This is a genomic window from Streptomyces yangpuensis (assembly GCF_001005295.1).
Classification (GTDB): domain Bacteria; phylum Actinomycetota; class Actinomycetes; order Streptomycetales; family Streptomycetaceae; genus Streptomyces; species Streptomyces yangpuensis.
This window is the reverse complement of record NZ_LBMK01000009.1, coordinates 36,182-58,564: the sequence shown is the minus strand read 5'-3', so window position 1 is coordinate 58,564 and position 22,383 is coordinate 36,182. Positions and strand designations below refer to the sequence as shown.

The 22,383-nt window shown below is 72.5% G+C and carries 23 protein-coding genes; 17 read left to right on the top strand and 6 right to left on the bottom strand.

Features of this window, described 5'->3' with window-relative positions:
• Positions 1–10 precede the first annotated feature (10 nt).
• The 6 genes from ribH (at position 11) to AAT21_RS30865 (ending at position 4,969) form a co-directional block, all read left to right on the top strand.
• Positions 11–496, top strand: coding sequence for a 6,7-dimethyl-8-ribityllumazine synthase (gene ribH, locus AAT21_RS30890; RefSeq protein WP_007262951.1), 486 nt, complete (start codon positions 11–13; stop codon positions 494–496).
• Positions 497–557: 61 nt separating this feature from the next.
• Positions 558–839, top strand: coding sequence for a phosphoribosyl-ATP diphosphatase (locus AAT21_RS30885; protein ID WP_046780304.1), 282 nt, complete (start codon positions 558–560; stop codon positions 837–839).
• A gap of 68 nt (positions 840–907) precedes the next feature.
• A complete protein-coding gene (gene hisG / locus AAT21_RS30880; protein WP_046780303.1) occupies positions 908–1,756 on the top strand; it encodes an ATP phosphoribosyltransferase in 849 nt (282 codons plus the stop codon).
• Between the two features lie 65 nt (positions 1,757–1,821).
• A complete protein-coding gene (locus tag AAT21_RS30875) occupies positions 1,822–2,286 on the top strand; it encodes a PH domain-containing protein (RefSeq protein WP_046780302.1) in 465 nt (154 codons plus the stop codon).
• A gap of 200 nt (positions 2,287–2,486) precedes the next feature.
• A complete protein-coding gene (locus AAT21_RS30870) occupies positions 2,487–3,929 on the top strand; it encodes a hemolysin family protein (protein WP_079026077.1) in 1,443 nt (480 codons plus the stop codon).
• The gene (locus AAT21_RS30865) at positions 3,926–4,969 is read left to right on the top strand and encodes a hemolysin family protein (protein WP_046780301.1); all 1,044 of its coding nucleotides are present in this window, start codon (positions 3,926–3,928) and stop codon (positions 4,967–4,969) included. Before AAT21_RS30870 ends, AAT21_RS30865 begins: the two co-directional genes overlap by 4 nt.
• Before the next feature lie 70 nt (positions 4,970–5,039).
• Here the strand turns inward: AAT21_RS30865 and AAT21_RS30860 are convergent, their stop codons facing one another.
• Both AAT21_RS30860 and AAT21_RS30855 read right to left on the bottom strand, forming a co-directional pair.
• Positions 5,040–6,974 (bottom strand): AAA family ATPase, encoded by a 1,935-nt coding sequence (locus AAT21_RS30860; protein WP_046780300.1) that lies wholly within the window; start codon positions 6,972–6,974, stop codon positions 5,040–5,042.
• Between the two features lie 389 nt (positions 6,975–7,363).
• A complete protein-coding gene (locus AAT21_RS30855; RefSeq protein ID WP_046780299.1) occupies positions 7,364–7,999 on the bottom strand; it encodes a uridine kinase family protein in 636 nt (211 codons plus the stop codon).
• A gap of 109 nt (positions 8,000–8,108) precedes the next feature.
• On the opposite strand from AAT21_RS30855, the gene AAT21_RS30850 reads away from it, so the two are divergent.
• From AAT21_RS30850 to AAT21_RS30835, 5 genes are all read left to right on the top strand, one after another.
• Positions 8,109–9,476 carry a peptidase C39 family protein gene (locus AAT21_RS30850; protein WP_046780298.1) on the top strand — a complete coding sequence of 456 codons (1,368 nt, stop codon included), beginning with the start codon at positions 8,109–8,111 and terminating at the stop codon, positions 9,474–9,476.
• A 97-nt stretch (positions 9,477–9,573) separates the two neighbouring features.
• Positions 9,574–10,005 carry an SPW repeat protein gene (locus tag AAT21_RS30845; RefSeq protein WP_046780297.1) on the top strand — a complete coding sequence of 144 codons (432 nt, stop codon included), beginning with the start codon at positions 9,574–9,576 and terminating at the stop codon, positions 10,003–10,005.
• Positions 10,006–10,193: 188 nt separating this feature from the next.
• Positions 10,194–10,346: an SCO1431 family membrane protein gene (locus AAT21_RS37190; RefSeq protein WP_167350637.1), complete on the top strand. Its 153-nt coding sequence runs from the start codon at positions 10,194–10,196 to the stop codon at positions 10,344–10,346.
• A 94-nt stretch (positions 10,347–10,440) separates the two neighbouring features.
• On the top strand, positions 10,441–11,130 hold the full coding sequence (locus tag AAT21_RS30840) for a TetR/AcrR family transcriptional regulator (protein ID WP_046780296.1): 690 nt from the start codon (positions 10,441–10,443) through the stop codon (positions 11,128–11,130).
• A 147-nt stretch (positions 11,131–11,277) separates the two neighbouring features.
• Positions 11,278–12,450 carry an acyl-CoA dehydrogenase gene (locus AAT21_RS30835; protein ID WP_046780295.1) on the top strand — a complete coding sequence of 391 codons (1,173 nt, stop codon included), beginning with the start codon at positions 11,278–11,280 and terminating at the stop codon, positions 12,448–12,450.
• Positions 12,451–12,501: 51 nt separating this feature from the next.
• Here AAT21_RS30835 and AAT21_RS36270 read toward each other — a convergent pair whose 3' ends face one another.
• Positions 12,502–12,708, bottom strand: coding sequence for a hypothetical protein (locus AAT21_RS36270; RefSeq protein WP_412180358.1), 207 nt, complete (start codon positions 12,706–12,708; stop codon positions 12,502–12,504).
• Positions 12,709–13,181: 473 nt separating this feature from the next.
• On the opposite strand from AAT21_RS36270, the gene AAT21_RS30825 reads away from it, so the two are divergent.
• Both AAT21_RS30825 and AAT21_RS30820 read left to right on the top strand, forming a co-directional pair.
• Positions 13,182–14,315 (top strand): hypothetical protein, encoded by a 1,134-nt coding sequence (locus AAT21_RS30825; protein WP_046780293.1) that lies wholly within the window; start codon positions 13,182–13,184, stop codon positions 14,313–14,315.
• 46 nt (positions 14,316–14,361) lie between these two features.
• Positions 14,362–15,453, top strand: coding sequence for a phosphotransferase family protein (locus AAT21_RS30820; protein WP_046780292.1), 1,092 nt, complete (start codon positions 14,362–14,364; stop codon positions 15,451–15,453).
• Between the two features lie 55 nt (positions 15,454–15,508).
• Here the strand turns inward: AAT21_RS30820 and AAT21_RS30815 are convergent, their stop codons facing one another.
• Positions 15,509–15,979 carry a hypothetical protein gene (locus AAT21_RS30815; protein ID WP_046780291.1) on the bottom strand — a complete coding sequence of 157 codons (471 nt, stop codon included), beginning with the start codon at positions 15,977–15,979 and terminating at the stop codon, positions 15,509–15,511.
• A gap of 216 nt (positions 15,980–16,195) precedes the next feature.
• Between AAT21_RS30815 and AAT21_RS30810 the strand changes: the two genes are divergently transcribed.
• The 4 genes from AAT21_RS30810 to fxsA all read left to right on the top strand — a co-directional run bounded on the left by AAT21_RS30810 (position 16,196) and on the right by fxsA (position 20,168).
• Positions 16,196–16,636, top strand: a complete 441-nt coding sequence (locus tag AAT21_RS30810) for an Lrp/AsnC family transcriptional regulator (RefSeq protein ID WP_030663734.1) — start codon at positions 16,196–16,198, stop codon at positions 16,634–16,636.
• A 68-nt stretch (positions 16,637–16,704) separates the two neighbouring features.
• Positions 16,705–18,333 (top strand): amidohydrolase, encoded by a 1,629-nt coding sequence (locus AAT21_RS30805; protein ID WP_046780290.1) that lies wholly within the window; start codon positions 16,705–16,707, stop codon positions 18,331–18,333.
• Positions 18,334–18,697: 364 nt separating this feature from the next.
• A complete protein-coding gene (locus tag AAT21_RS30800) occupies positions 18,698–19,495 on the top strand; it encodes a polyprenol monophosphomannose synthase (protein WP_046780289.1) in 798 nt (265 codons plus the stop codon).
• Between the two features lie 79 nt (positions 19,496–19,574).
• On the top strand, positions 19,575–20,168 hold the full coding sequence (fxsA, locus tag AAT21_RS30795; RefSeq protein WP_046780288.1) for an FxsA family membrane protein: 594 nt from the start codon (positions 19,575–19,577) through the stop codon (positions 20,166–20,168).
• A gap of 85 nt (positions 20,169–20,253) precedes the next feature.
• Here fxsA and AAT21_RS30790 read toward each other — a convergent pair whose 3' ends face one another.
• Positions 20,254–20,628, bottom strand: a complete 375-nt coding sequence (locus tag AAT21_RS30790; protein ID WP_007262928.1) for an RNA polymerase-binding protein RbpA — start codon at positions 20,626–20,628, stop codon at positions 20,254–20,256.
• 313 nt (positions 20,629–20,941) lie between these two features.
• Positions 20,942–22,324: an MFS transporter gene (locus AAT21_RS30785; protein ID WP_046780287.1), complete on the bottom strand. Its 1,383-nt coding sequence runs from the start codon at positions 22,322–22,324 to the stop codon at positions 20,942–20,944.
• Between the last annotated feature and the right edge of the window lie 59 nt (positions 22,325–22,383).

Sequence of the window (22,383 nt, the reverse complement as noted above, 5' to 3'; positions counted from 1 at the left end):
GAGCAGAGCTGTGAGCGGCAAGGGCGCACCCGAACTGAGCGTGAAGAACTGCGGCGACCTGCGCGTCGCCGTGATCGCGGCGCAGTGGCACGAAAAGGTCATGGACGGACTGGTCGACGGCGCCCTGCGGGCCCTGCACGAGCTGGGCATCGACGAGCCCACCCTGCTCCGCGTCCCCGGCAGCTTCGAGCTCCCGGTCGTGGCGAAGGTCCTGGCCGGCCGCGGCTACGACGCCATCGTCGCCCTCGGCGTGGTCATCCGCGGCGGCACACCGCACTTCGACTACGTGTGCCAGGGCGTCACCCAGGGCCTGGTCCAGGTGTCGATCGACACCGGGGTCCCCGTCGGCTTCGGCGTTCTGACCTGCGACAACGACGAGCAGGCGCTGGACCGTGCCGGGCTCGAAGGATCGAACGAGGACAAGGGCCACGAAGCGGTCACCGCCGCCGTCTCCACCGCCATGACCCTGCGCACCGTCAGTGAACCCTGGCGCTGAGTGTCCGAGGAGTGAACCCCGGCACCGGGACACCCGGGTGAGCCCTTACTCTAAGGACATCATGGCGAACAAACCCTCCAAGACCTTCGAGGAGCTCTTCACCGAGCTCCAGCACAAGGCCGCCGAAGGCGACCCCAGCACCTCCCGCACCGCCGAGCTCGTCCACAAGGGCGTCCATGCCATCGGCAAGAAGGTCGTCGAGGAGGCCGCCGAGGTCTGGATGGCCGCCGAGTACGAGGGCAAGGAAGCCGCCGCCGAGGAGATCTCCCAGCTGCTGTACCACGTCCAGGTGATGATGGTCGCGCGCGGGATCTCCCTCGACGACGTCTACGCGCACCTCTGAGCACGGGCCGCCCACCCGCCCGTTCACACCCACGCACACCCCGCACACCACGCCTCAAAGGAAGCCCCATGCTGCGCATCGCCGTCCCCAACAAGGGTTCACTCTCCGGACCGGCGTCGGCGATGCTCCATGAGGCCGGCTACCGGATGCGCAAGGAGTCCAAGGAGCTCGTGGTCGTCGACCCCGAGAACGAGGTGGAGTTCTTCTACCTCCGCCCCAAGGACATCGCGATCTACGTCTCCTCGGGCAAGCTCGACATCGGCATCACCGGCCGCGACCTCCTGCTCGACTCCGGCGCCAGCGCCGAGGAGATCCTCCCGCTGAACTTCGGCCGCTCCACCTTCCGCTACGCCACCACCCCCGGCACGGCGAAGGGCCCCGAGGACTTCACCGGGATGACGATCGCCACCTCGTACGAGGGAATCGTCGCCAAGCACCTCGCCGACCAGGGCATCGACGCCTCCGTCGTGCACCTCGACGGCGCGGTCGAGACCGCCATCCAGCTCGGCGTCGCCCAGATCATCGCCGACGTCGTCGAGACCGGCACCAGCCTGCGCAACGCCGGCCTGGAGGTCATCGGCGAGCCGATCCTCACCTCCGAGGCCGTCGTCATCCGCGGCAACGGCGCCGACGCCGCAGACCCGCAGGTCCAGCAGTTCCTGCGCCGCCTGCAGGGCGTCCTCGTGGCCCGCAGCTACGTGATGATGGACTACGACTGCCGCGCCGAGCACCTGGAGCGCGCGGTCGCCCTCACCCCGGGCCTGGAGTCGCCGACCGTCTCCCCGCTCCACAACGAGGGCTGGGTCGCGGTCCGCGCCATGGTCCCCGCCAAGGAGGCCCAGCGCATCATGGACGACCTGTACGAACTCGGCGCACGCGCGATCCTCACCACCTCGATCCACGCCTGCCGCCTCTGAGGACCCGCGTGCCCGACCGGCACGCCGCCCCCTCACCCGTACGCCACCCCAGAAGGCAACGCACCATGGCCGAGTCCGCCGCCCCGCCCGCACCGCCCACCCTGCCGGTCACCTTCCGGCCGACCCGCACCCGGGCCGTCCTGCTGGGCGTCGGGCTCGCCATGTTCGCCACCATCACGGCCATCGCCGTACTGCTGGAACGCCTCCAGCCGGGTGAGCGCATCAGCTTCGTCTTCACCGCCGTCCTGCTGACCTCCGTCCTCGTCCTGCTCAGCCGCCCCAAGGTGGTCGCCGACGAGGAAGGCGTCACCGTCGTCAACCTCACCAACACCCGCCGCCTGGCATGGGCCGAGATCCTCCGGGTCAACCTCCGCCCCGGCGACCCGTGGGTGTTCCTGGACCTCAGCGACGGCACCAGCCTGCCCGTACTCGGCATCCAGCCGGGCGTGGCCAGGCAGCAGGCCATCAACGACGCGCGGGCCCTGCGCACCCTCGCCGAAATCCGCGGAACCGGCACGAACGAGCACTGACCGCACCGAACCTCGTCGCTGCGTACCGTTGCGGCCGCGATCCCAATGACTACCCTGGTGGCGGGGCGCAGCCGTGCGCCCTCCCACCGGCCCCGGGACCCCGAGGCCCGCGGGCACCTGCAACTCGAGGAGTGACTCCCTCCAGCAATGGACGGACCGTCCGGTAATACCCGCGCCGCCCTCCCCACGGAGGCGGCGGCATGACCATCCCGCTACTCCTGCTCGCGGCGGCATTCGCCCTGATCCTCGCCAACGGATTCTTCGTGGCGGCCGAGTTCGGCCTCGTCACCGTGGAACGCCCCGAGGCCGAGCGCGCCGCAGCCGACGGAGACCGCCGTGCCCGCACGGTCGTCAAGGCCCTGCGGGAGCTGTCCTTCCAGCTCTCCGGCACCCAGCTCGGCATCACCATCACCTCCCTCGTGGTCGGCATGCTCGCCGAGCCCGCCCTCGCCGCACTGCTGGCCGGGCCGCTCTCCGCGACCGGCCTCCCCAAGGGAGCCGCATCCGGCGTCGCCGTCGTCATCGGCATGCTGCTCGCCTCCGCCGTCCAGATGGTCGTCGGCGAGCTCGTCCCGAAGAACTGGGCGGTCTCCCGGCCCCTCCAGGTGGCCCGCTTCGTCGCCGGCCCCCAGAACGCCTTCTCACGGGTCTTCCGGCCCGTCATCGCCGGCCTCAACGCCGTCGCCAACCGGCTCGTACGGGCCCTCGGCGTGGAGCCCACCGAGGAGATGGCCTCCGCCCGCACCCCGGGCGAACTCGTCTCCCTGGTCCGCCATTCGGCCCAGGCCGGCGCCCTCGAACAGGACACTGCAGACCTGTTCGTGCGGACGCTGTCGCTGGGGGAGCTGACGGCCCAGCACGTCATGACCCCCCGGGTGAAGGTCAGCGCCCTCCAGCAGACGGCCACCGCGGCCGACGTGCTGAACCTGACCCGTGCCACGGGACTGTCCCGCTTCCCGGTCTACCGCGAACGCATCGACGAGATCACCGGCGTGGTCCACCTCAAGGACGCCCTCGCCGTCGCCGAGTCCGAGCGCGACCGCATCAGCGTCGGCCGGATCTGCGTCCGCCCGCTGCTGGTGCCCGGCTCCCTGCCCGTGCAGCCGCTGCTGGAGCGGCTGCGCAGCGAGCAGCCCATGGCCGTGGTCGTCGACGAGTACGGCGGCACCGCCGGCGTCGTCACCCTGGAGGACATCGTGGAGGAACTCGTCGGGGAGGTCCGCGACGAGCACGACCTCGCCGAGGACGAGACCCCCGAACTCGCCGCCGTGCCCGCCGAGGACGGCCGCCCCTCCTGGGAGGCCGACGGCAGCTGCCGCGTGCAGACCCTGCGCCGGATAGGCCTGGAGGTCCCCGAGGGCCCCTACGAGACCGTCGCCGGCCTCGTCGCCGACCTCCTCGGCCGGATCCCCGCCCCCGGGGACCGCGCCGACCTCCCCGGATGGAAGCTGTCCGTCCGCAGGGTCGGCCGCAACCGGGCGGAACGCGTCCGGCTGGTCCGGCTGACGGCCGTACCCGCCGCGGGCTCCCACCGGCAGGCCGACCGGCAGGCCGCGGGCCCGGCCGGCGCCCCTGTGCCCGGCTCCGGCCGCCACGGCGACGCCGCCCCGCAGCCGGCCGCGCTGGAAGGCGCCGCCCGGTGAACGCGCTCCAGCTCGTCTTCGCCCTGCTCCTGGTCCTCGCCAACGGCTTCTTCGTCGGCGCCGAGTTCGCACTCGTCTCCGTACGGCGCAGCCAGATCGAGCCCCTCGCGGCCGAGTCCAAACGGGCCCGCCAGGTGCTCCACGGCCTGGAGAACCTGCCCCGCATGATGGCCGCCGCGCAGTTCGGCATCACCATCTGCTCCCTCACCCTGGGCGCCGTCGCCGAACCCACCGTGGCCCGGCTCCTGGAGCCCGTCTTCCACGCCGTCCACGTCCCGCAGGGCCTGATCCACCCCCTCGGCTACGCCCTCGCGCTCGCCGCCGTGGTCTTCCTGCACCTGGTCATCGGCGAGATGGTCCCCAAGAACCTCGCCATGGCCGCCCCCGAGAAGACCGCCCTGTGGTTCAGCCCCGGCCTGGTCGCCTTCGCCCGGCTGTGCGGGCCGGTCACCACCGCGCTCGGCGCCTGCGCCAAGGTCGTCCTGAAGCTCTTCAAGGTCGAGCCCAAGGACGAGGTCGAGGCCGCCTACACCTCCACCCAGCTCGGCCGGCTCCTCAAGGACTCCCGGCAGGCCGGGCTCCTGGAGCCGGTCGAGCAGGAACGGCTGGAGGACGCCCTGGAACTGGGCAGCCGCCCCGTCACCGACGTTCTCCTCGACCGGGACCGCCTGGTCACCGTCGGCCCGGCCGTCACCCCCCGGCAGATCGAACAGCTGACCGTACGCACCGGCTACTCCCGGTTTCCCGTCCGTGCCGACAGCGGCGCCTTCATGGGCTACCTGCACGTCAAGGACGTACTGGACCTGGAGGACCGGGAACGGGCCGTGCCCCAGCGGGTCTGGCGGCGCATGACCACACTGTGCGCCACCGTCCCGCTGGACGACGCCCTCGGCGTCATGCGCCGCGACGCCACCCACCTGGCCCAGGTCGCCGACCAGAGCGGGCGGGTCCTCGGCCTGGTCACCCTGGAGGACGTCCTGGAAATGCTGGTCGGCGAGGTCCGCGACCCGGCGCACCGGGTCCCGGCGGGCCGCCCGTAGCCCAGCGGGCCGCAGCGACCGCACACCGCCGGTCCGGCCCCGCCGTCCGTTTCCGTCAGCCGCCGGTCCCCTACAGGGCCGGCGGCTCCGGGCGTTCCTGGGGGCCGCGGCCCGACAGGACCTCCCCGTACGCCTGCATCAGGTCCGGCAGCCGCAGGGTGGCCAGGTCGTCACGCGACGGCTCGCCCGCGAAGCCCGCCAGCCGCAGGTCCCGGTACGCGCAGCTCTTCTCGTACAGGGTGCGCAGGAAGCGGCCGTTGCCGAGCTCGTCGATCCAGCCCTGCTCCACCACGTGGCCGCTGATGCTGCGCAGCTCCTCCAGGGCCTCCTCGTCCCACCGGTCGCCGTTGGCGTCCGCCAGGACGCCGCCGATCGCCGTCAGCTCGGGCGGCCGGTAGCTGGGGAAGTCCACCCGCGTGGTGAACCGCGACGACAGCCCCGGATTGGCCGCCAGCAGCCGGTCCATCCCGGCCGGATACCCGGCCAGGATCACCACCAGGTGGTCCCGGTTGTCCTCGGCCCGCTTGAGGAGCACCTGCAGGGCCTCGTCGCCGTACGCGTCACCCTTGCTGTAGCCCGTGTTCGACAGCGAATACGCCTCGTCCACGAACAGCACCCCGCCGATCGCCGAATCGATCAGCTCGTTGGCCTTCACCGCGGTCTGCCCCAGGAACTCGCCCACCAGATCCGCCCGTTGCGCCTCGACGAGATGGTCCCCGCCGAGCAGGCCCAGCGCGTAGAAGACCCGGCCCAGGATCCGCGCCACCGTGGTCTTGCCGGTGCCGGACGGGCCGGAGAACACGAAGTGCCGTTTCGGTGGCTGCACCGGCAGACCCTGACCCGCCCGCAACCGCGCCATGTGCAGTTGCGCGGAGAGCGCCTTCACCTGCCGCTTGACCGGCTCCAGGCCCACCATCCGCTCCAGCTCCGCCAGCGCCTCCGCCAGCGCCGCCGGGTCCGGAGGCCCGGCCGGCAGCCCGTCCGCCGAGCCCTGCGGCGGGACGGGCGCCTTGCGCCGTACGCCCTCCGTCCGGCCGGGCGGAGGAGGGGGCGGGGCCAGCGGATCGAGCCCCGCCGGACCGTCCGCGGCGAGATCCTGGACGGGCCCGCCGCCCAGCGGTACGCCCCCCAGGGCGACCGCCGCGAAGTCCCCGCCGGCCGGGGACGGGCCGTGCGCCGCGTAGCCGCCGTACCCGGAGTACCCGGCCAGGCCCGCCAGATCGGCCATCCCGTCGGTGTCGTCGCCGTCCTCGATGGCCGTCAGCCGGGCCGCCGTGTCCATGAACGAGGGATCCACCCGGTGCACCGCCCGGTACAGCGGCAGCGCCGCCGCGCTGCGGCCCGTTCCCTCGTGCGCCCGCGCCAGCCAGTACCGCAGCTCCTTGCGCTGCGGCTGCTCGCTGCGGCAGCGCATCAGCGCCGCCGACAGCAGCGGCTCCGCCTGCCCGTACATCTCCAGCCGGACCCGCGCCATCCCGCCGAACAGGCCCGCCTCGATCCCCAGCAGCGGATCGTTCACCAGCGGCTCGGTGTGCCGGACCAACTGCTCCCAGTCCTTGACCAGATAGGCCCGGCAGGCGTGCAGGAACCGCACCTGCGCGTCGGTGTCGACCGGCGGCAGCGCGGCGAGGGCCTGGTCCAGCTCGGGCACATGGCGGCCGTCCAGCCAGTGCGAGGCGTGGGCGAGCAGCAGGTCCCGCCGGTTCTCCAGCACCGGCTGCACCCACCAGCCCAGCCAGTACCAGGAGTTGAGGGTCCTGCGGTGGCGGGCCCGCTGCTCGCCGAAGCGGTCCCGGTGCGCGTACATGCGCAATAACGCGTTGCCCGTGTCGACCCGCAGCGCGTGCAGGCCCAGCCACGCGTCGGCCATCGAGGGGTCGAGCCGCACGGCCGTCCGGAACTCCTCCTCGGCCTGCGGGTAGGCGCCCATGGTGCAGGCGTCGACCCCCCGCAACCAGGCGAGTTCGGCCGGGGCGTGCATGCTGCCCGGCGTGGCGAAATCCATCACGTCCCCCCACAAGCCTGCCCGTGGTGCGCGGCAACCCCCGCTCCGAACGCGCGAGTTGTCCGGTGCCCCCGCCTGACGTCGCTGAAATCAGGGCTGCATCGTACCTGCGCTTTCGCGCCTTACGTAGGGTGCGGCGGGCCCGGTTCAGGAGCGGACGCGGCACGGCCGAGGTGACACAGAGTGAACGTCGGGGGTGTGTGTGCCTCACGCGGTACCCCTGCCGAGGGGGCTCGCGGGCAGAACGAAGCCCCCGATCACGGGGGAACAACCGGGGGCTTCGTGTGCGCGGCGGCCGGTGAAGGCCCCGCATTGAGAACGTAAGGCCGCTGCGGTCCCCAGGTCAAGCAGGTCGGCGCAGGCCCGGCCGGGCGGAAATCCGAGGCCGATCAGGCCCGGGGGAGTTCGTCACGGTCGGTGAGGGAAGCCGGGTCTCCCGCCGTCGCTCCGGTCCCGGAAGACCACTCGTATCCCGTACGGCTCTGGCGTACCAGAGTGTCGGCGAAGGGGCGCGAAGGATCACTGGAGAAGTGCGCACGCTCCGCGCGCTCCCATCCGTCCCAGAAACCGGCGAGTTCGCGCCCGTCCCGCTCACGCCCCCGCAGCCAGGACTCCGTCCGCGGGGTCTCCATCCACAACAGCCGTGCCAGGTGCGGGCGCAGCGCCCGCCGCCCCGCGCCGACCCCCTCCACCAGCAGCACCGGCGCCGGCTCCAGCACCCGCTCCGGTCCGAAACGGCGCTCCACCCAGTCGTACGGCGCCCAGTGCGCGGGCCGGCCGTCCGCGAGCGGCTCCAGCACCTGCACGCGCAGCCGCTTCTCCCAGTCGAACAGCTCCGCGTGGCTGGCCACGTCGTCCAGGTGCAGCACGGGCGCCCCGCCCAGCGCCTCGGCGAGCCGCCCCGCGAAGGTGCTCTTCCCGGATCCGGCGTGCCCGTCGATCCCGATCAGGCGCACCGGCCCGAGCGAGGCGGGCAGGACGGCGAGCTCCCGGGCGAGTGGCTCAAGTGACTGGTGCGGCTCCACCCGACCAGCGTAGACAAGCCCGACACGACCCGTGGCTTGGGCCCTCGCCCGCCGGGAACCTGGAAGGGTGACACCACCGAAGCGCCGACCCACCCCGGGGGACCACGCGATGACCGCACCCACGCCACGCAGGGCCGTACTCGTCGCCGCGCTCGCGGTGGCCACCGCGGCCACCGCCGCCTCCGTCCCCGGCGGCGGCTCCCCGGCGGCCGCCGCCGGGGCCCCGCGCGCGCAGGGCCCCACCGTCGACAACCGCTTCTGGTTCTCGTACGGCCACTGGCGGGCCGGCACCCACCGGGGCACCGCCGCCGTCGCCGGCGCCCGCCCCGGCCTGGAGATCCGTACGGCCGTCGGCCGCACCGAGTACGCCGACCCGCACACCGGGCGCAAGAGCACCTGGGAGTACGCCACCTGGACCTCCCCGGTGCACGGCTCCACGGTGCCCGCCACCGAGGCCGTCACCTCCTGGAACGCCCGCACCCCGGCCGGCACCTGGATCCAGGTCGAGCTGCGCGCCACCTACACCGACGGCGTCACCGGCCCCTGGTACGTGATGGGCCGGTGGGCCTCCGGCGACGCGGACATCCGGCGCACCTCGGTGGACGGCCAGACCGACGGCCGGTCCACCGTGTGGACCGACACCCTCGCGGTCGACGCGCCCGCCGCGGCCGGCGGCCTGCGCATCGCCGGCTGGCAGCTGCGCCTGACCCTCCACCGCCGGCCCGGCGCCGGCGCCGGCCCGACGGTGTGGCTGGCTGGCGCGATGGCCTCCGACGTCCCCGACCGGTTCACCGTCCCCGCCTCCCGCCCCTCCGGCACCGCCCACGAGCTCGTCGTCCCGCGCTACTCGCAGCAGACCCACAGCGGGCGCTATCCCGAGTACGACAACGGCGGCGAGGCCTGGTGCAGCCCCACCTCCTCCCAGATGGTCATCGAGTACTTCGGCCGCAAGGCCGACCCCGCCGCCCTTGCCTGGGTGGACCCCGCCTACTCCGACCCGCAGGTCTGCCACGCCGCCCGCTCCACCTACGACGCCGCCTACAAGGGCTGCGGCAACTGGTCCTTCAACGCCGCCTACGCCGCCACCTACAGCGGCCTCGCCGGGGTCGTCACCCGCCTCGCCTCCCTGACCGACCTGGAGACCGTGGTGAGGGCCGGCATTCCCGCCATCACCTCCACATCCTTCCGCGCCGAGGAGCTCACGGGCGCCGGCTACAGCACGGCCGGCCACCTGATGACCGTCGTCGGCTTCACCGCCGCCGGGGACGTGGTCGTCAACGACCCCCACGCCCCCGACAACCCGTCCGTGCGCCGGGTCTACCGGCGTGCCGAATGGGAGAACATCTGGCTGCGCACCAAGCGCACGGCCGCCGCCGGGAAGATCGCCTCCGGGAGCGGCGGGGTCTGCTACCTCTACGCGCCCGCCCTGCCGGGACCGGGTCAGGTCCGGGCCCTGCGGGCTGTCGGCGTGCTGTGAGGAAGCGCGAAAATTGCCCGTTGACCGGGCAGCCCGGAAGGGCGGAATATTATGGGGTAAATGGCACATAAAGGCTTCTCATAGGAGGCGGCCCGCCATGACCACCCACCCCAGCATCGAGCACCACCCCGACCTCGCCGAGATGCGCACCCGGTTCGAGCGGGTGACCACCACTCCCCGGGCGCAGGCCGTCGAAGCGCTGGCCCTGATAACCGGCATATACCTGGCCGCCTCTCCGTGGATCGCGGGATTCGGCATCCTGCTCCCGTTGGCGATCAACAACCTGATCGTCGGCCTGGCGTACTGCCTGTGCATGGGCGGCCTGGGCTCCGCCTACGAGCGCACCCACGCGATGGCGTGGACCGCGGTCGCCCTGGGCGCCTGGACGATCATCGCCCCGTGGGCCATCGTCGGTGAGATGGATGCCACGCGCGCGGTGGTCAGCAACGTGATCACCGGCGCCGTCGCCCTGTGCCTCGGCCTCGCGATGGCGGCCATGGCCGGCCGCAGGGGCGAGACCCGGGTCTGACGCGGAAGCCGTCCGAGACGAAAACTGTCGGAAACCGACGCCGGAAGGAACCGGAGGCCGGGCCCCGAACCGCACCGCGCACCAGTCGGAGCGGCCGGGGCCCGGCGGCGTGGCGTGCGTCACCAGTGACCCTCGTCTCCCTGACCCCGCCTACCGCGAATGCCGCGAACGCTGGCACATTGGACACCATGACCGCAGACACCGCCGCCCCGACCGCATCCTCCGGGAGTCTCGCCCGTACCGGGGGCCCCAAGGAGGACTCCAGCTGGCTGGAGCACGTACTCGGCTGGACCCTCGTGGTCGTCGTGGCCATGTTCGTCACCCAGGTCGGCTGGCTCTGACGCCCTCTGACGCCTTCCCGAGCGGGGGGCGGGCCTGACGCCCCGGTCTGCCATACTTCGGCCATCCTGTGGCAGTTCGAGGCTGGGGCCGAATTTGGACAATAGTCAACAGCGTGGAGTGACCGGGCGCTCGCAGGTTCGCAGGGCCGAACTCATAGCCATCGGGCGCAAGTTGTTCGCCGACACCCCCTACGACACGCTCTGCATGGACGACATCGCCAAACAGGCCGGCGTCGCCAAAGGGCTGATCTACTACTACTTCAAGAGCAAGCGCGGCTACTACCTCGCCATCGTCGAGGACTCCATGGCCGGACTCGTCGCCCGCGCCGGCGGCGACACCGGCCTCCCCAACGCCGAGCGACTCCACCGCACCCTCGACGGCTACCTCGAATACGCCGAGCACCATCACGCCGCCTACCGCACCATCGTCACCGGAGGCGTCGGCTGCGACGCCGAGGTGCTCGCCATCCGCGACACCGTACGCGAGGAACTGCTCGCCGCCATCGCCGAAGGCGCGTACGGGCGCCGCGCCCTCCCGCCGATCGCCCGTCTCGCCCTCGTGGGCTGGCTCTCCGCGGTCGAAGGGACCACCCTGGAATGGATCGGCGGGCCGAGCGTCCCGGACCGGCCCGGACGCGCCCGGCTCGGAGCCCTGCTGGTACGCCAGCTGCGCGCGACATTGGCGGTGATCGAGGAGTTCGCCCCGGAGTGTCCGGCACCTCCCCCTGCCGAAGAGCCGTTCGAAACGGTCGGTGATCTTGCCCCGGTGACGGGAAGCCCCTGATCGGGCATACTCAAGCCGCCGCAGCCGCTGAACAGCCTCTTCCGTGACCCGGGAGGGCAGCACCGGCTGCACAGAGCCCGAGATCCGGCGGCGCGTCCCACACCTCACGCGCCGCCGCCATGCCCGACCAGGGAGGAGAGCGCCGCCATGACAGACCGCGCCCCGCAGCCGGTGGACCGACAGCTGCCCACCGAGGAGTCCCGCGACCTCCTCGCCCTCGTACGTGAGATCGCCCAGCGCGAGATCCGTCCCCGGGCCGCCGAGGAGGAGGACTCCGGGCGGTTCCCCCGAGAGGTCTTCACGCTGCTCTCCGAGGCCGGGCTGCTCGGCCTCCCGTACCCCGGCGAGTACGGCGGCGGCGAGCAGCCGTACGAGGTCTACCTCCAGGTCCTGGAGGAGCTGGCCGCGGCCCGCCTGACCGTCGGTCTCGGCGTCAGCGTGCACTCCCTCGCCTGCCACGGCCTCGGCGGCTACGGCACCAAGGAGCAGCAGGCCGCCCACCTGCCCGACATGCTCGGCGGCGGCCTCCTGGGCGCCTACTGCCTCTCCGAGCCGGCCGCCGGCTCCGACGCCGCCTCGCTGAGCACCAAGGCGGTCCGCGACGGCGACGACTGGATCATCACCGGCACCAAGGCCTGGATTACCCACGGCGGCGTCGCCGACTTCTACACCGTCCTCGCCCGCACCGGCGTCGAGGGCCCCAAGGGCATCACCGCCTTCCTGGTCCCCGGGGACGCGGAGGGCCTGACGGCGGCCGTGCCCGAGAAGAAGATGGGCATGAAGGGCTCGCCCACCGCCCAGCTGCACTTCGACGGCGTACGCGTACCCGACTCCCGCCGTATCGGCGAGGAGGGGCAGGGCTTCTCCATCGCCCTGGCCGCGCTCGACGCGGGCCGGCTGGGCATCGCGGCCTGCGCCATCGGCGTCGCCCAGGCGGCACTGGACGAGGCCCTCGCCTACGCGCTGGACCGCAAGCAGTTCGGTCACCCCATCGCGGACTTCCAGGGGCTGCGCTTCATGCTGGCCGACATGGCCACCAAGATCGAGGCGGGCCGGGCGCTGTACCTCGCCGCCGCGCGGCTGCGGGACGCGAGCAAGCCGTTCTCCCGGCAGGCGGCCATGGCGAAGCTGTTCTGCACGGACGCGGCGATGGCCGTCACCACCGACGCGGTGCAGGTCCTCGGCGGCTACGGCTACACCGCGGACTTCCCCGTCGAGCGGCTGATGCGCGAGGCGAAGGTGCTCCAGATCGTCGAGGGCACCAACCAGATCCAGCGCATGGTCATCGCCCGCCACCTGGCCGGGCCCGAGACGCGCTGACGCGATCCGACGCGATCCGACGCGGTCCGGCGCGGTCCGGCGCGGGACGGGTCAGTACAGCCCGCTGCTGATGGAAGGCCAGACCGGCGAGGACGTGAGGCGCGACCACTCCGGGTCCCGCCGGCCGGGCAGGGTCCGGCCGGCGTCGGCCCAGCGGGCCAGCAGGTCCCGGTAGATCGGCGGATCGGGCACCTGCTGCTCGCGTTGCGGCTCACGCCGAAGGGGGCGCTGAACCGATTCTTCGAAACCCGAGGACATCGGACGGCGCCTTCGGCCCGTTGAAGACTGAAGCGTGCTCATACCGGGCCAACGCCGCACCGAAGCCACGGGTAATCGCCCCCGCGGTACGCGTATCCGTTCGACGGGTCATAGGAGCGGCGGGGGCGGAGCGGGGCGGGGGCGAACGCAGGCGGGCGCGACCGGCTCCCGCCCCCACGCCACCGCCGCGCCCCTGGCTCCCGCCTTGCTGTGGTTTGCCTCGAAGCCGCCCCGCGCCTCTGGCCTCCGCCCCGCTGTGTGGCCACCCCCGCACCGCCGCGGCGCCTTCCACTCCCGCCCCGCTGTGCCGCCGCCGCCGCATCGCCGCCGCGCCTTCCACCCCCGCCCCGCCCCCCGGCCACTTCGTGCCCTGCTGTCAGGGCGTGCCAGAAGGGTGGTCGGCAGGTGGGATTCTGACGTACCGTCATATCCGCTCGCGCCGCCCCCGACGTCACCCGCCCCGGAGGTCCGTCATGCCCGCAGACCGGCCCGTCGCCCTCGACGAGTACCCCATCCACCAGGCCCCCTTGTCGATGAAGCACCTCGTGAGCGGCGACCGGAACGCCTACGACCGGTGCATCTTCCACGTCTTCGACCACGCCGGCCGCGCCGTCCTGATCCTCGGCCTCGGCGTCTACCCCAACGCCGGAGTCATCGACGCCTACGCCACCCTCCGCCTCGGCGACGAACTCCTGGCGGTCCGGGCCTCCGACGCCCTCACCGACGACCGGATGAACCTCTCCGTGGGACCCCTGTCCATCACCGTCGACGTACCGCTCCAACGGCTCACGCTGCGCTGCGCCCCCGACGCGGACGACCCGCACGGGCTCTCGTACGACATCACCTGGACCGCGGAGTTCCCCGCCGTCTGGGAGCCGCACCACATCCAGCGGCGCGGCGACCGGCTCATGCTGGAAGGACGCCGCTTCGTCCAGGCCGGCAACGTGACGGGCACGATCCGCGCCAAGGGGGAGGAGTTCACCCTCACGGCGGGGGAGTGGACCGGTACGCGCGACCGGAGTTGGGGCGTGCGCCCGATCCCCGGCGAGGAGGGCGGCCGGGCGGCCGAGGAGTACCGTCCCGACGGCTTCCACTGGCTCTGGATCCCGGTCCGCTTCGCCGACCGCTTCGTCATGGTCATCGCCCAGGAGGACGCCGACGGCCACCGCACCCTGAACGAGGCCGTGCAGGTCTTCCCCGAGGGCAGCGGCCGCGCGGACGTCCAGCTCGGCTGGCCGCACACCGAGATCCGCTACCGCCCCGGCACCCGGCACCCCGAGAGCGCCACCGTCCACCTCACCGACCCGTCCCGGAAGCCCCTGGAACTGGGCGTGGAGATACTGAACTCCTCCCCGCTCGCCGTGGGCGCCGGCTACCCGCCCGCAAGTGACTGGCAGCACGGCACCTGGCAGGGCCGCGGCTGGAGCGACCGCCGGGTCTACGACCTCTCCCACCCCGCCGCCCACCCCATGGCCGCCTTCGGGGTCACCGACCACTCGGCCCGCTTCACCCTCGACGGGCAGACCGGTCACGGCATCTTCGAGCACGGCAGCTTCGGGCGCCACGATCCGAGCGGCTTCGCCGGCTACTCCTCCGTCGCCCCGTAAGCCGCACCTCCCGATCCAGGACCCGAGCGTGAGAAGAGGGGTACCCATGGCAACCGCACCACGTCCGCGCACCTCCACCCGCGAACCCGAGGAGCTCGGCCGACGACTCGGCGCCTGGCTCGACGGCAGGCTCCCCGGGGCGAAGATCACCAACATCTCCGTCCCCGGCTCGAACGGGATGTCCAGCGAGACCCTGCTCTTCGACATAGAGCACCCCGACACCCCGCTGAGCGCCTGCGCGCTGCGCCTCGCCGCCGACCCGGCGGCCTACACCGTCTTCCCGACCTACGACATGCCGCGCCAGCACCGCGTGATGAGCCTGGTCGCCGAGCACACCGACCTGCCCGTCCCGCGCGTGCAGTGGCTGGAGGAGGACGCGGGGCCGCTGGGGGCGTCGTTCTTCGTGATGGCCCGCGCGGAGGGCAGGGTCCCGCCCGACGTCATGCCCTACACCTACGAGGGCAACTGGCTGCACGCGGCGACGGATGCCGAGCGCGGAGCGCTCCAGGAAGCCAGCATCTCCCTGCTGGCCCGGTTGCACGACCAGTTCCCCGCGAAGGAGGCCGAGTTCCTCCTGCCCGAGGGCGAGGGCAGCCCGCTGCGCCGGCACGTGGACGCCCAACGCGCCTACTACACCTGGGTGGTGGGCGGGCTCGCGCCCTCCCCGCTGATCGAGCGGGCCTTCGCCCGGCTTGAGGAGCTGTGGCCGGCCGACGAGGGTCCCGCAGTTCTGAACTGGGGTGACGCCCGTATCGGCAACGTCGTCTACGACGGATTCACGCCGGTGGCCGTCCTGGACTGGGAGATGGCGGCGTACGCTCCGCGCGAGGTGGACCTCGGCTGGACCGTGTACCTCCACCGGTTCTTCCAGGACCTCACCGTGAGCTTCGGCCAGCCCGGCCTGCCGGACTTCCTGCGCCGCGAGGACCTGGAGCGCCGCTACGCCGAACTGACCGGCCACATGCCGCGCGACATGGAGTTCCACACTCTGTACGCCGCCCTGCGGCACGCGATCGTGATGCTGCGCATCGCCTACCGGCAGGCCCACTTCGGCGAGGTCGAGGTCCCGGCGGACCCGGACGGCCTGATCCTGCACCACGCCAGCCTGGCCGCCATGGTGCAGGGGACGTACTGGTAGGGGAACGGGGGAGCGGAGGAGGGAAATTGGACGGGCGGCGCGCCCCCGGCGGTCCTCAGGCCGCCTGGGCGTGCTGCTGGCGCGTCTGCGCCTGCGGCTGCGGCAGCACCGGGCGCACGACGCGGATGGGGCGCGAGCCCGGGCCGCCGACGTGCGAGAACGGCTGCGTCCGCCAGTCCAGGCCCTGGGGCAGGGCCGGCAGGGTGAGGGAGTCGGCCTCCGGCGCCTGCGCCGGCTGGTTCGTGCCGAGGCAGGGCAGGGCGTCGCCGGCGGGCCGGCCGGTGCCGGCGCACACGGTGAGCCCGAAGGGGTTCCACGGGGTCAGGCAGAGCGCGTGCTGCGGCAGGTACTCCTCGTCCGCGACGAGGGCGATGGACTGGCCGCAGTCGGGGCAGATCGCGTGGTGGATCTCGAACCCCTCGGTGTCGTCGAGGTATTCGCCGTCCTCGGGGTAGGTGTCGTCCCCGGAGGCGAGCGGTTCGAGAGGCTCCGGTTCGGTGCGACCGGCGCGCTGGTTGTTCGGCATGGATGTACTCCCCCTTGGGTGGGCCGGGCGGGCAGGTTCTTCGGCCTCGGCCACAGCAACCACTTCCCGCCGTGCGTCACGAGTAACCACAACGGACCGGCCTCCCCCTGCATACCCGTGTGGCCTTGGTCACATGCCCGGCGCAGATGCCTCCAGTGGGCGGACAGCACTGGGCCTGGAGTGCCTTTGGCCGTAAGTTGAGCGGCTATGAGTGCAATGGAGGAGCTGGACCGCCAGATCGTGGATCTGCTCGTGCGGGACGGGCGGATGAGCTACACGGATCTGGGCAAGGCCACGGGACTGTCCACGTCGGCGGTCCATCAGCGGGTACGCCGTCTTGAGCAGCGCGGGGTGATCCGCGGTTACGCGGCCGTGGTCGACCCGGAGGCCGTCGGCCTGCCGCTGACCGCATTCATTTCGGTCAAGCCCTTCGACCCGAGCGCCCCGGACGACATCGCCGACCGGCTGTCCGGCGTACCCGAGATCGAGGCCTGCCACAGCGTCGCGGGCGACGAGAACTACATCCTCAAGGTGCGCGTCGCCACCCCGCTGGAGCTGGAGGACCTCCTGGGCCGGCTGCGCGCCCTCGCCCACGTCGCGACCCGTACGACCGTGGTCCTTTCCACCCCCTACGAGGCACGCCCGCCCCGCGTGTGACACCGGGGACGGTCCCGTGGGGGACCCGGCGGTCGGAAGGGGCGGGGCGACGCGGGACACTGGTCGGCATGACTGACCGCACCGCCCACTCCGCCGACGCCGCCGGAGCGCCGACCAGGACCGTCCTCCTCCGCGGGGGCGAGGTACACAGCCCCGCCGACCCCTTCGCCACGGCGATGGTCGTCGAACGCGGCCATATCGCCTGGGTCGGTTCCGAGGGCGCCGCCGATGCGTTCGCCCAGGGCGTCGACGAGGTCGTCGATCTCGGCGGCGCGCTCGTGACCCCCGCCTTCACCGACGCGCACGTCCACACGACCTCCGCGGGTCTGGCCCTGACCGGGCTGGACCTGACGGGAGCGCGGTCGCTGGCCGCCGCGCTGGACCTGGTCCGCGCGTACGCCGCGAGCCGGCCCGCCGACCGGGTGCTCCTCGGGCACGGCTGGGACGCCGCCCGCTGGCCCGAGCGGCGCGCGCCGCGCCGCGGCGAGCTCGACGAGGCCACCGGCGGCCGCCCTCTCTATCTGAGCCGTATCGACGTGCACTCGGCCGTGGTCACCACCGCCCTGCTCGACCTGGTCCCCGGGGTGCGCCCCGAAGGGGACCTGCCGCTGACCGCCGACGACCACCACGCCGTACGGCGGGCCGCGCTCGCCGCCGTGACCCCGGCCCAGCGCGCCGAGGCGCAGCGGGCCGCGCTGGACCGGGCGGCCTCGCTCGGCATCGGTTCCCTGCACGAGTGCGGCGGGCCCGACATCTCCTCCCCCGAGGACTTCACCGCTCTGCTCGCGCTGGCGGCGGAGCGGCCCGGGCCGCGCGTGTTCGGGTACTGGGCCGACCGGGACCTGGGCCTGGCCAGGGAGCTGGGGGCCGTGGGGGCGGCGGGCGACCTCTTCGTGGACGGCGCCCTGGGTTCGCACACCGCCTGTCTGCACGCCCCGTACGCCGACGCCTCGCACACGGGGACGGAGTACCTGGACGCGGTCGCCGTCGCCGAGCATGTGGCGGCCTGTACGGAGGAGGGGCTGCAGGCCGGCTTCCACGCCATCGGCGACGCGGCGATCACCGCAGTGGTCGAGGGTGTCCGGGCGGCGGCCGAGAAGGTGGGCCTGGCCAGGGTCCGTGCGGCCCGGCACCGGGTCGAGCACGCCGAGATGATGACCCCGGCCACCATCGCCGCCTTCGCGGAGCTGGGGCTCACGGCGTCGGTGCAGCCCGCCTTCGACGCGGCGTGGGGCGGCGAGGACGGGATGTACGCCGACCGGCTCGGGGCCGACCGCGCCCGCACCCTCAACCCGTACGCGGCCATGCTGAAGGCCGGGGTGCCGCTGGCCTTCGGTTCGGACGCGCCGGTGACCCCGCTCGACCCGTGGGGCACCGTGCGGGCGGCCGCCTTCCACCGGACGCCCAAGCACCGGGTGTCGGTACGGGCCGCCTTCACCGCGCACACCCGGGGCGGCTGGCGGGCCCTGGGCCGCGACGACGCGGGGATCCTCGTCCCCGGCGCCCCGGCCGACTACGCCGTCTGGCAGACCGGCGAGCTGATCGTCCAGGCCCCGGACGACCGGGTCGCCCGCTGGTCCACCGACCCCCGCTCGGGCACCCCCGGACTGCCCGATCTGACCCCCGGATCCGAACTGCCGGTGTGCCTGGCCACCGTCGTCGGGGGCCGGGAGGTATTCGTACGCCCACAGGGGTGATCCGGTCGGCCTCGGTTCGGTGCGGGCGGCCGGACCCGGATAGGTTCGGCCGGGTCCACCACAGGACGTCGTGCCGGACGGATCCGTCTGCTCAGCGCGCCCGCGCCTCGGGGGCGAGGGAAGGTTTCGCCGGGCGGCGGGTGGCCCCGGGTCGGGGTCCGGCGGTCCAGTAGACAACGGTCACGGCGGCCCGCAGCCAGCGGGAGTCTGATCGGCCCGAAGGACCGCGGGCCCCGACCACCCGCTACGGCGCGGCCGGGGCGGCCCGGGTGTCGGCACCGCCGGGGCGGGCCGTGGCCGATGTTCTAGAGTCATCCTCTGCGACCGGACGTACAGGACGTGCAAGCGCACAAAAGGGGACTCAGTGAGCGACGGCGGACAGCGGACCCATGGCCCGCTCGGTACAGCCTTGGTGATCATTCCGACCTACAACGAGGCGGAGAACATCGGGCTGATCGTCGGCCGTGTCCGGGCGGCGGTTCCCGAGGCCCACATCCTGGTCGCCGACGACAACAGCCCCGACGGCACCGGCAAGCTCGCCGACGAGCTCGCGGCCGGCGACGACCATGTGCACGTTCTGCACCGCAAGGGCAAGGAGGGGCTGGGCGCCGCCTACCTCGCGGGCTTCGTCTGGGGCCTGGACGAGGGCTACGGCGTGATCGTCGAGATGGACGCCGACGGCTCCCACCAGCCCGAGGAGCTGCCCCGCCTGCTGACCGCGCTGGCCGGGGCCGATCTGGTCCTGGGCTCGCGCTGGGTGCCGGGCGGCCGCGTCGTCAACTGGCCCAAGACCAGGGAGTTGCTCTCGCGCGGCGGTTCGACGTACTCCCGGCTGATGCTGGACGTCCCGATCCGGGACGTGACCGGCGGCTACCGGGCCTTCCGGCGGGAGACGCTGGAGGGGCTGGGCCTGGAGGAGGTGGCCTCCGCGGGCTATTGCTTCCAGGTGGACCTGGCCCGCAGGGCCGTGAAGAAGGGGTTCCGCGTGGTGGAGGTCCCCATCACGTTCGTCGAGCGTGAGTTCGGCGACAGCAAGATGAGCAAGGACATCGTCGTGGAGGCCCTGTGGCGGGTCACCCAGTGGGGCCTCAAGGCCCAGGCGGCCAAGCTGCTCGGCAAGGACACCGGCAAGGACTCGGGCAAGCGGGACAGCAGCGCCTGAGCGGCGGGGCGCCCCCTAAGGGCTGTCCCGTACCTCCGGCTGAGGACACTCTTATCCGGACCCAGGCACACTGGGTGCTATGACGACCGGCACTGGATCCCTGCGAACGGGTACCCCGACGGCCCCCCGTCGGCGTTCGCCCGCCCGAACCTTCCTTCCCCTGGCCATCGCCGCCTGGCTGATCCTGGAGATCTGGCTGCTCGGGATGGTCGCCGACGCGACCGGCGGGCTCGCCGTGGCGGCGCTGATCGCCGGCGGACTGGTCCTGGGCGGGATGGTCATCAAGCGCGCCGGGCGCCGGGCCTTCAAGAACCTTACGGACACCTTCCAGCAGGCGCAGCAGGGCGTGCAGCCCACCCCGCAGCGGCCTGGCCGGGGCAACGGTCTGACCATGCTGGCGGGCCTGCTCCTCATGCTGCCGGGCCTGCTCTCGGACGTGGCGGGCCTGCTCCTGCTGCTCCCGCCCGTCCGGGCCTGGGCCGGCCGCAGGGCCACCCGTTCCCTGGAGCGGAAGATGGCCGCGGCTCCCGCCGGCAGCTTCGGCGACGCCTTCCAGCAGGCCCGTATCCACTACCCCGACGGCAAGGTCGTCCAGGGTGAGGTCGTCCGTGAGGACCGCCCGGGCCCGCAGGAAGGCCCGGACACCACCTATCGCCCGCCGCTCACGCCGTAGGGCCGCGCCGCAGGCACGGGAACGCCGAGGGGCCCCGCCACACAGTGTGTGGCGGGGCCCCTCGGCTTGTGCGTTCGTCCGGCTGTCAGGCGGACTTGCGGCTGTCCCGCGGATGCACGGCAATGTTCATGGCGCCGGAACGCAGGACCGCCAGCCGTTCGGCCAGCACTTCCTCCAGCTCCTCGCGAGTGCGTCGCTCCATGAGCATGTCCCAGTGCGTTCGCGCAGGCTTGCCCTTCTTCTCTTCGGGCCCGTCCCCGTCCACCAGGAGTGCCATGGCGCCGCACGCCTTGCACTCCCACTCCGGCGGAATCTCTGCCTCAACCGAGAACGGCATCTCAAATCGATGTCCGTTCTGGCATGCGTACTCCACCGCCTGGCGCGGGGCCAGATCGATGCCGCGGTCCGTCTCGTAGCTGGTAACCACGAGGCGCGTACCGCGGAGAGCTCGCTCACTCATGAATCGTGCCTCCCGGGCTTGTCGCCCACAGGACAGGTGTCGCTGTCGTCGTCATCCGGTCAACGTCCGGTCGGCGGTATAGATTCCCGCTCCGGGTCGTGCGTCGCCCGTCGTACCGCCCCTTGTTGTACCCACCAGTGCCCGTTTTGTCACATCTGGCAGCAGATGTCACCCAACGTCTAGACTTCTTTAGCGCGCAGTAACGGTCCGCCTGGCAGGCCAAAGGCGTACACTACCGGCCCTTCGCCGCAACGTCTAAATCCGTTCGGAATTCGTTCGTGGATCCGGACCGGGCGCGGGCGCGGACCCGGTCTCAGAGCCGCTCCGGTACAGGATTGCCCGCCGCCTCCACCGCGCGCCGCACCGGCACTCGCGCGAGCAGCAGGAACCCCAGTGCGAAGAACACCACCAGCGAGATGATCGCGTCCCGGTAGCTGCCCGTCACCTGGTAGGTCAGGCCGAAGACGAGTGGTCCCACCCAGCTCAGGCCGCGGTCGCTCATCTCGTACGCCGAGAAGTACTCGGCCTCCTTGCCCGCCGGCACCAGATGCGAGAAGAGCGAGCGCGACAGCGCCTGGCTGCCGCCCAGCACCAGGCCGATCATGGCGGCGAGGGCGAAGAACCACACCGGCGTCCGCGCGGGCAGGAAGTAACCGACCCCCAGCGTCACCGCCCAGGCGGCCAGCGAGCCCAGGATGGTCCGCTTGGCGCCGTAGATCCGGGCCAGCCGGCCCATGCCCAGCGCGCCGCCGACCGCCAGGACCTGCACCAGCAGCACCGCCCCGATGAGGGTGGACTGCTCCAGCTGCAGCTCCTCCGATCCGTAGACGGAGGCCTGGGAGATCACCGTCTGCACGCCGTCGTTGTAGATCAGGTACGCCAGCAGGAACGACAGGGTCAGCGGGTAGCGCCGCATGTCCTTGAGGGTGGCGACCAGCTGCTTCCATCCGCTGAGGGCCGGCGCCGCCCCCGGCTCCCGGACCACGGCCCGGTCCCGCAGCCGCCGCAGCGGGATCAGCGCGAAAGCGCCCCACCACAGGCCCGCGGAGGCCAGGCAGATCCGGACGGCCATGCCCTCCGAGACACCGAAGGCGTCGTGGCCCAGGTAGAGGGCCAGGTTCATGACGAGCATCACCGAACCGGCGGTGTAGCCGAAGGCCCAGCCGCGCGAGGACACCGTGTCCCGCTCGTCCGGAGTGGAGATCTGCGGCAGGTAGGCGTTGTAGAGCACCATCGACACCGACAGCGAGGCGTTCGCCACGATCAGCAGGAACCCGCCCAGCAGGTACCGCTCGCCGCCCAGGAGGAACATCGCGGTCGTCGCCGCCGCCCCGGTGTACGCGGCCACCGCCAGCAGCGGCTTCTTGCGGCCCGTCCGGTCCGCCACCGCGCCGGCGAGCGGCATCAGCAGCACGGCCAGGATCACCGAGGCCGAGACCGAATAGGCGAAGAAGGACCCGGCCCGCACCGGTATGCCCAGCGGGTGCACGAAGCCCTCGGCGTCCGCGGCCGCCTTGGCCACCGACGTGAGGTACGGCCCGAGGAACACCGTCAGCACGCTCGCCGAATACACCGAGACGGCGAAGTCGTAGAAGTACCAGCCGCGCTGCTCGCGCTTGCGTGACGCCGCGGCGGCTCCCTCCTCCTCCGCCCCCGGTTCCGCTTGCTCGGTCCTGCTGCTCTTGTCCGCGCTCACGCGTCGTCCCCCTCGGTGGTCCTGTACCGCACCGGCTGCCGCATCCGTCGCGGCGGCCG

Coding starts and splice junctions, on each gene's coding strand:
- AAT21_RS30885 (WP_046780304.1), top strand. CDS start 558: ATGGCGAACAAACCCTCCAAGACCTTCGAGGAGCTCTTCACCGAGCTC.
- hisG (WP_046780303.1), top strand. CDS start 908: ATGCTGCGCATCGCCGTCCCCAACAAGGGTTCACTCTCCGGACCGGCG.
- AAT21_RS30875 (WP_046780302.1), top strand. CDS start 1,822: ATGGCCGAGTCCGCCGCCCCGCCCGCACCGCCCACCCTGCCGGTCACC.
- AAT21_RS30870 (WP_079026077.1), top strand. CDS start 2,487: ATGACCATCCCGCTACTCCTGCTCGCGGCGGCATTCGCCCTGATCCTC.
- AAT21_RS30860 (WP_046780300.1), bottom strand. CDS start 6,974: ATGGATTTCGCCACGCCGGGCAGCATGCACGCCCCGGCCGAACTCGCC.
- AAT21_RS30850 (WP_046780298.1), top strand. CDS start 8,109: ATGACCGCACCCACGCCACGCAGGGCCGTACTCGTCGCCGCGCTCGCG.
- AAT21_RS30845 (WP_046780297.1), top strand. CDS start 9,574: ATGACCACCCACCCCAGCATCGAGCACCACCCCGACCTCGCCGAGATG.
- AAT21_RS37190 (WP_167350637.1), top strand. CDS start 10,194: ATGACCGCAGACACCGCCGCCCCGACCGCATCCTCCGGGAGTCTCGCC.
- AAT21_RS30835 (WP_046780295.1), top strand. CDS start 11,278: ATGACAGACCGCGCCCCGCAGCCGGTGGACCGACAGCTGCCCACCGAG.
- AAT21_RS36270 (WP_412180358.1), bottom strand. CDS start 12,708: ATGTCCTCGGGTTTCGAAGAATCGGTTCAGCGCCCCCTTCGGCGTGAG.
- AAT21_RS30825 (WP_046780293.1), top strand. CDS start 13,182: ATGCCCGCAGACCGGCCCGTCGCCCTCGACGAGTACCCCATCCACCAG.
- AAT21_RS30820 (WP_046780292.1), top strand. CDS start 14,362: ATGGCAACCGCACCACGTCCGCGCACCTCCACCCGCGAACCCGAGGAG.
- AAT21_RS30815 (WP_046780291.1), bottom strand. CDS start 15,979: ATGCCGAACAACCAGCGCGCCGGTCGCACCGAACCGGAGCCTCTCGAA.
- AAT21_RS30810 (WP_030663734.1), top strand. CDS start 16,196: ATGGAGGAGCTGGACCGCCAGATCGTGGATCTGCTCGTGCGGGACGGG.
- AAT21_RS30805 (WP_046780290.1), top strand. CDS start 16,705: ATGACTGACCGCACCGCCCACTCCGCCGACGCCGCCGGAGCGCCGACC.
- fxsA (WP_046780288.1), top strand. CDS start 19,575: ATGACGACCGGCACTGGATCCCTGCGAACGGGTACCCCGACGGCCCCC.
- AAT21_RS30790 (WP_007262928.1), bottom strand. CDS start 20,628: ATGAGTGAGCGAGCTCTCCGCGGTACGCGCCTCGTGGTTACCAGCTAC.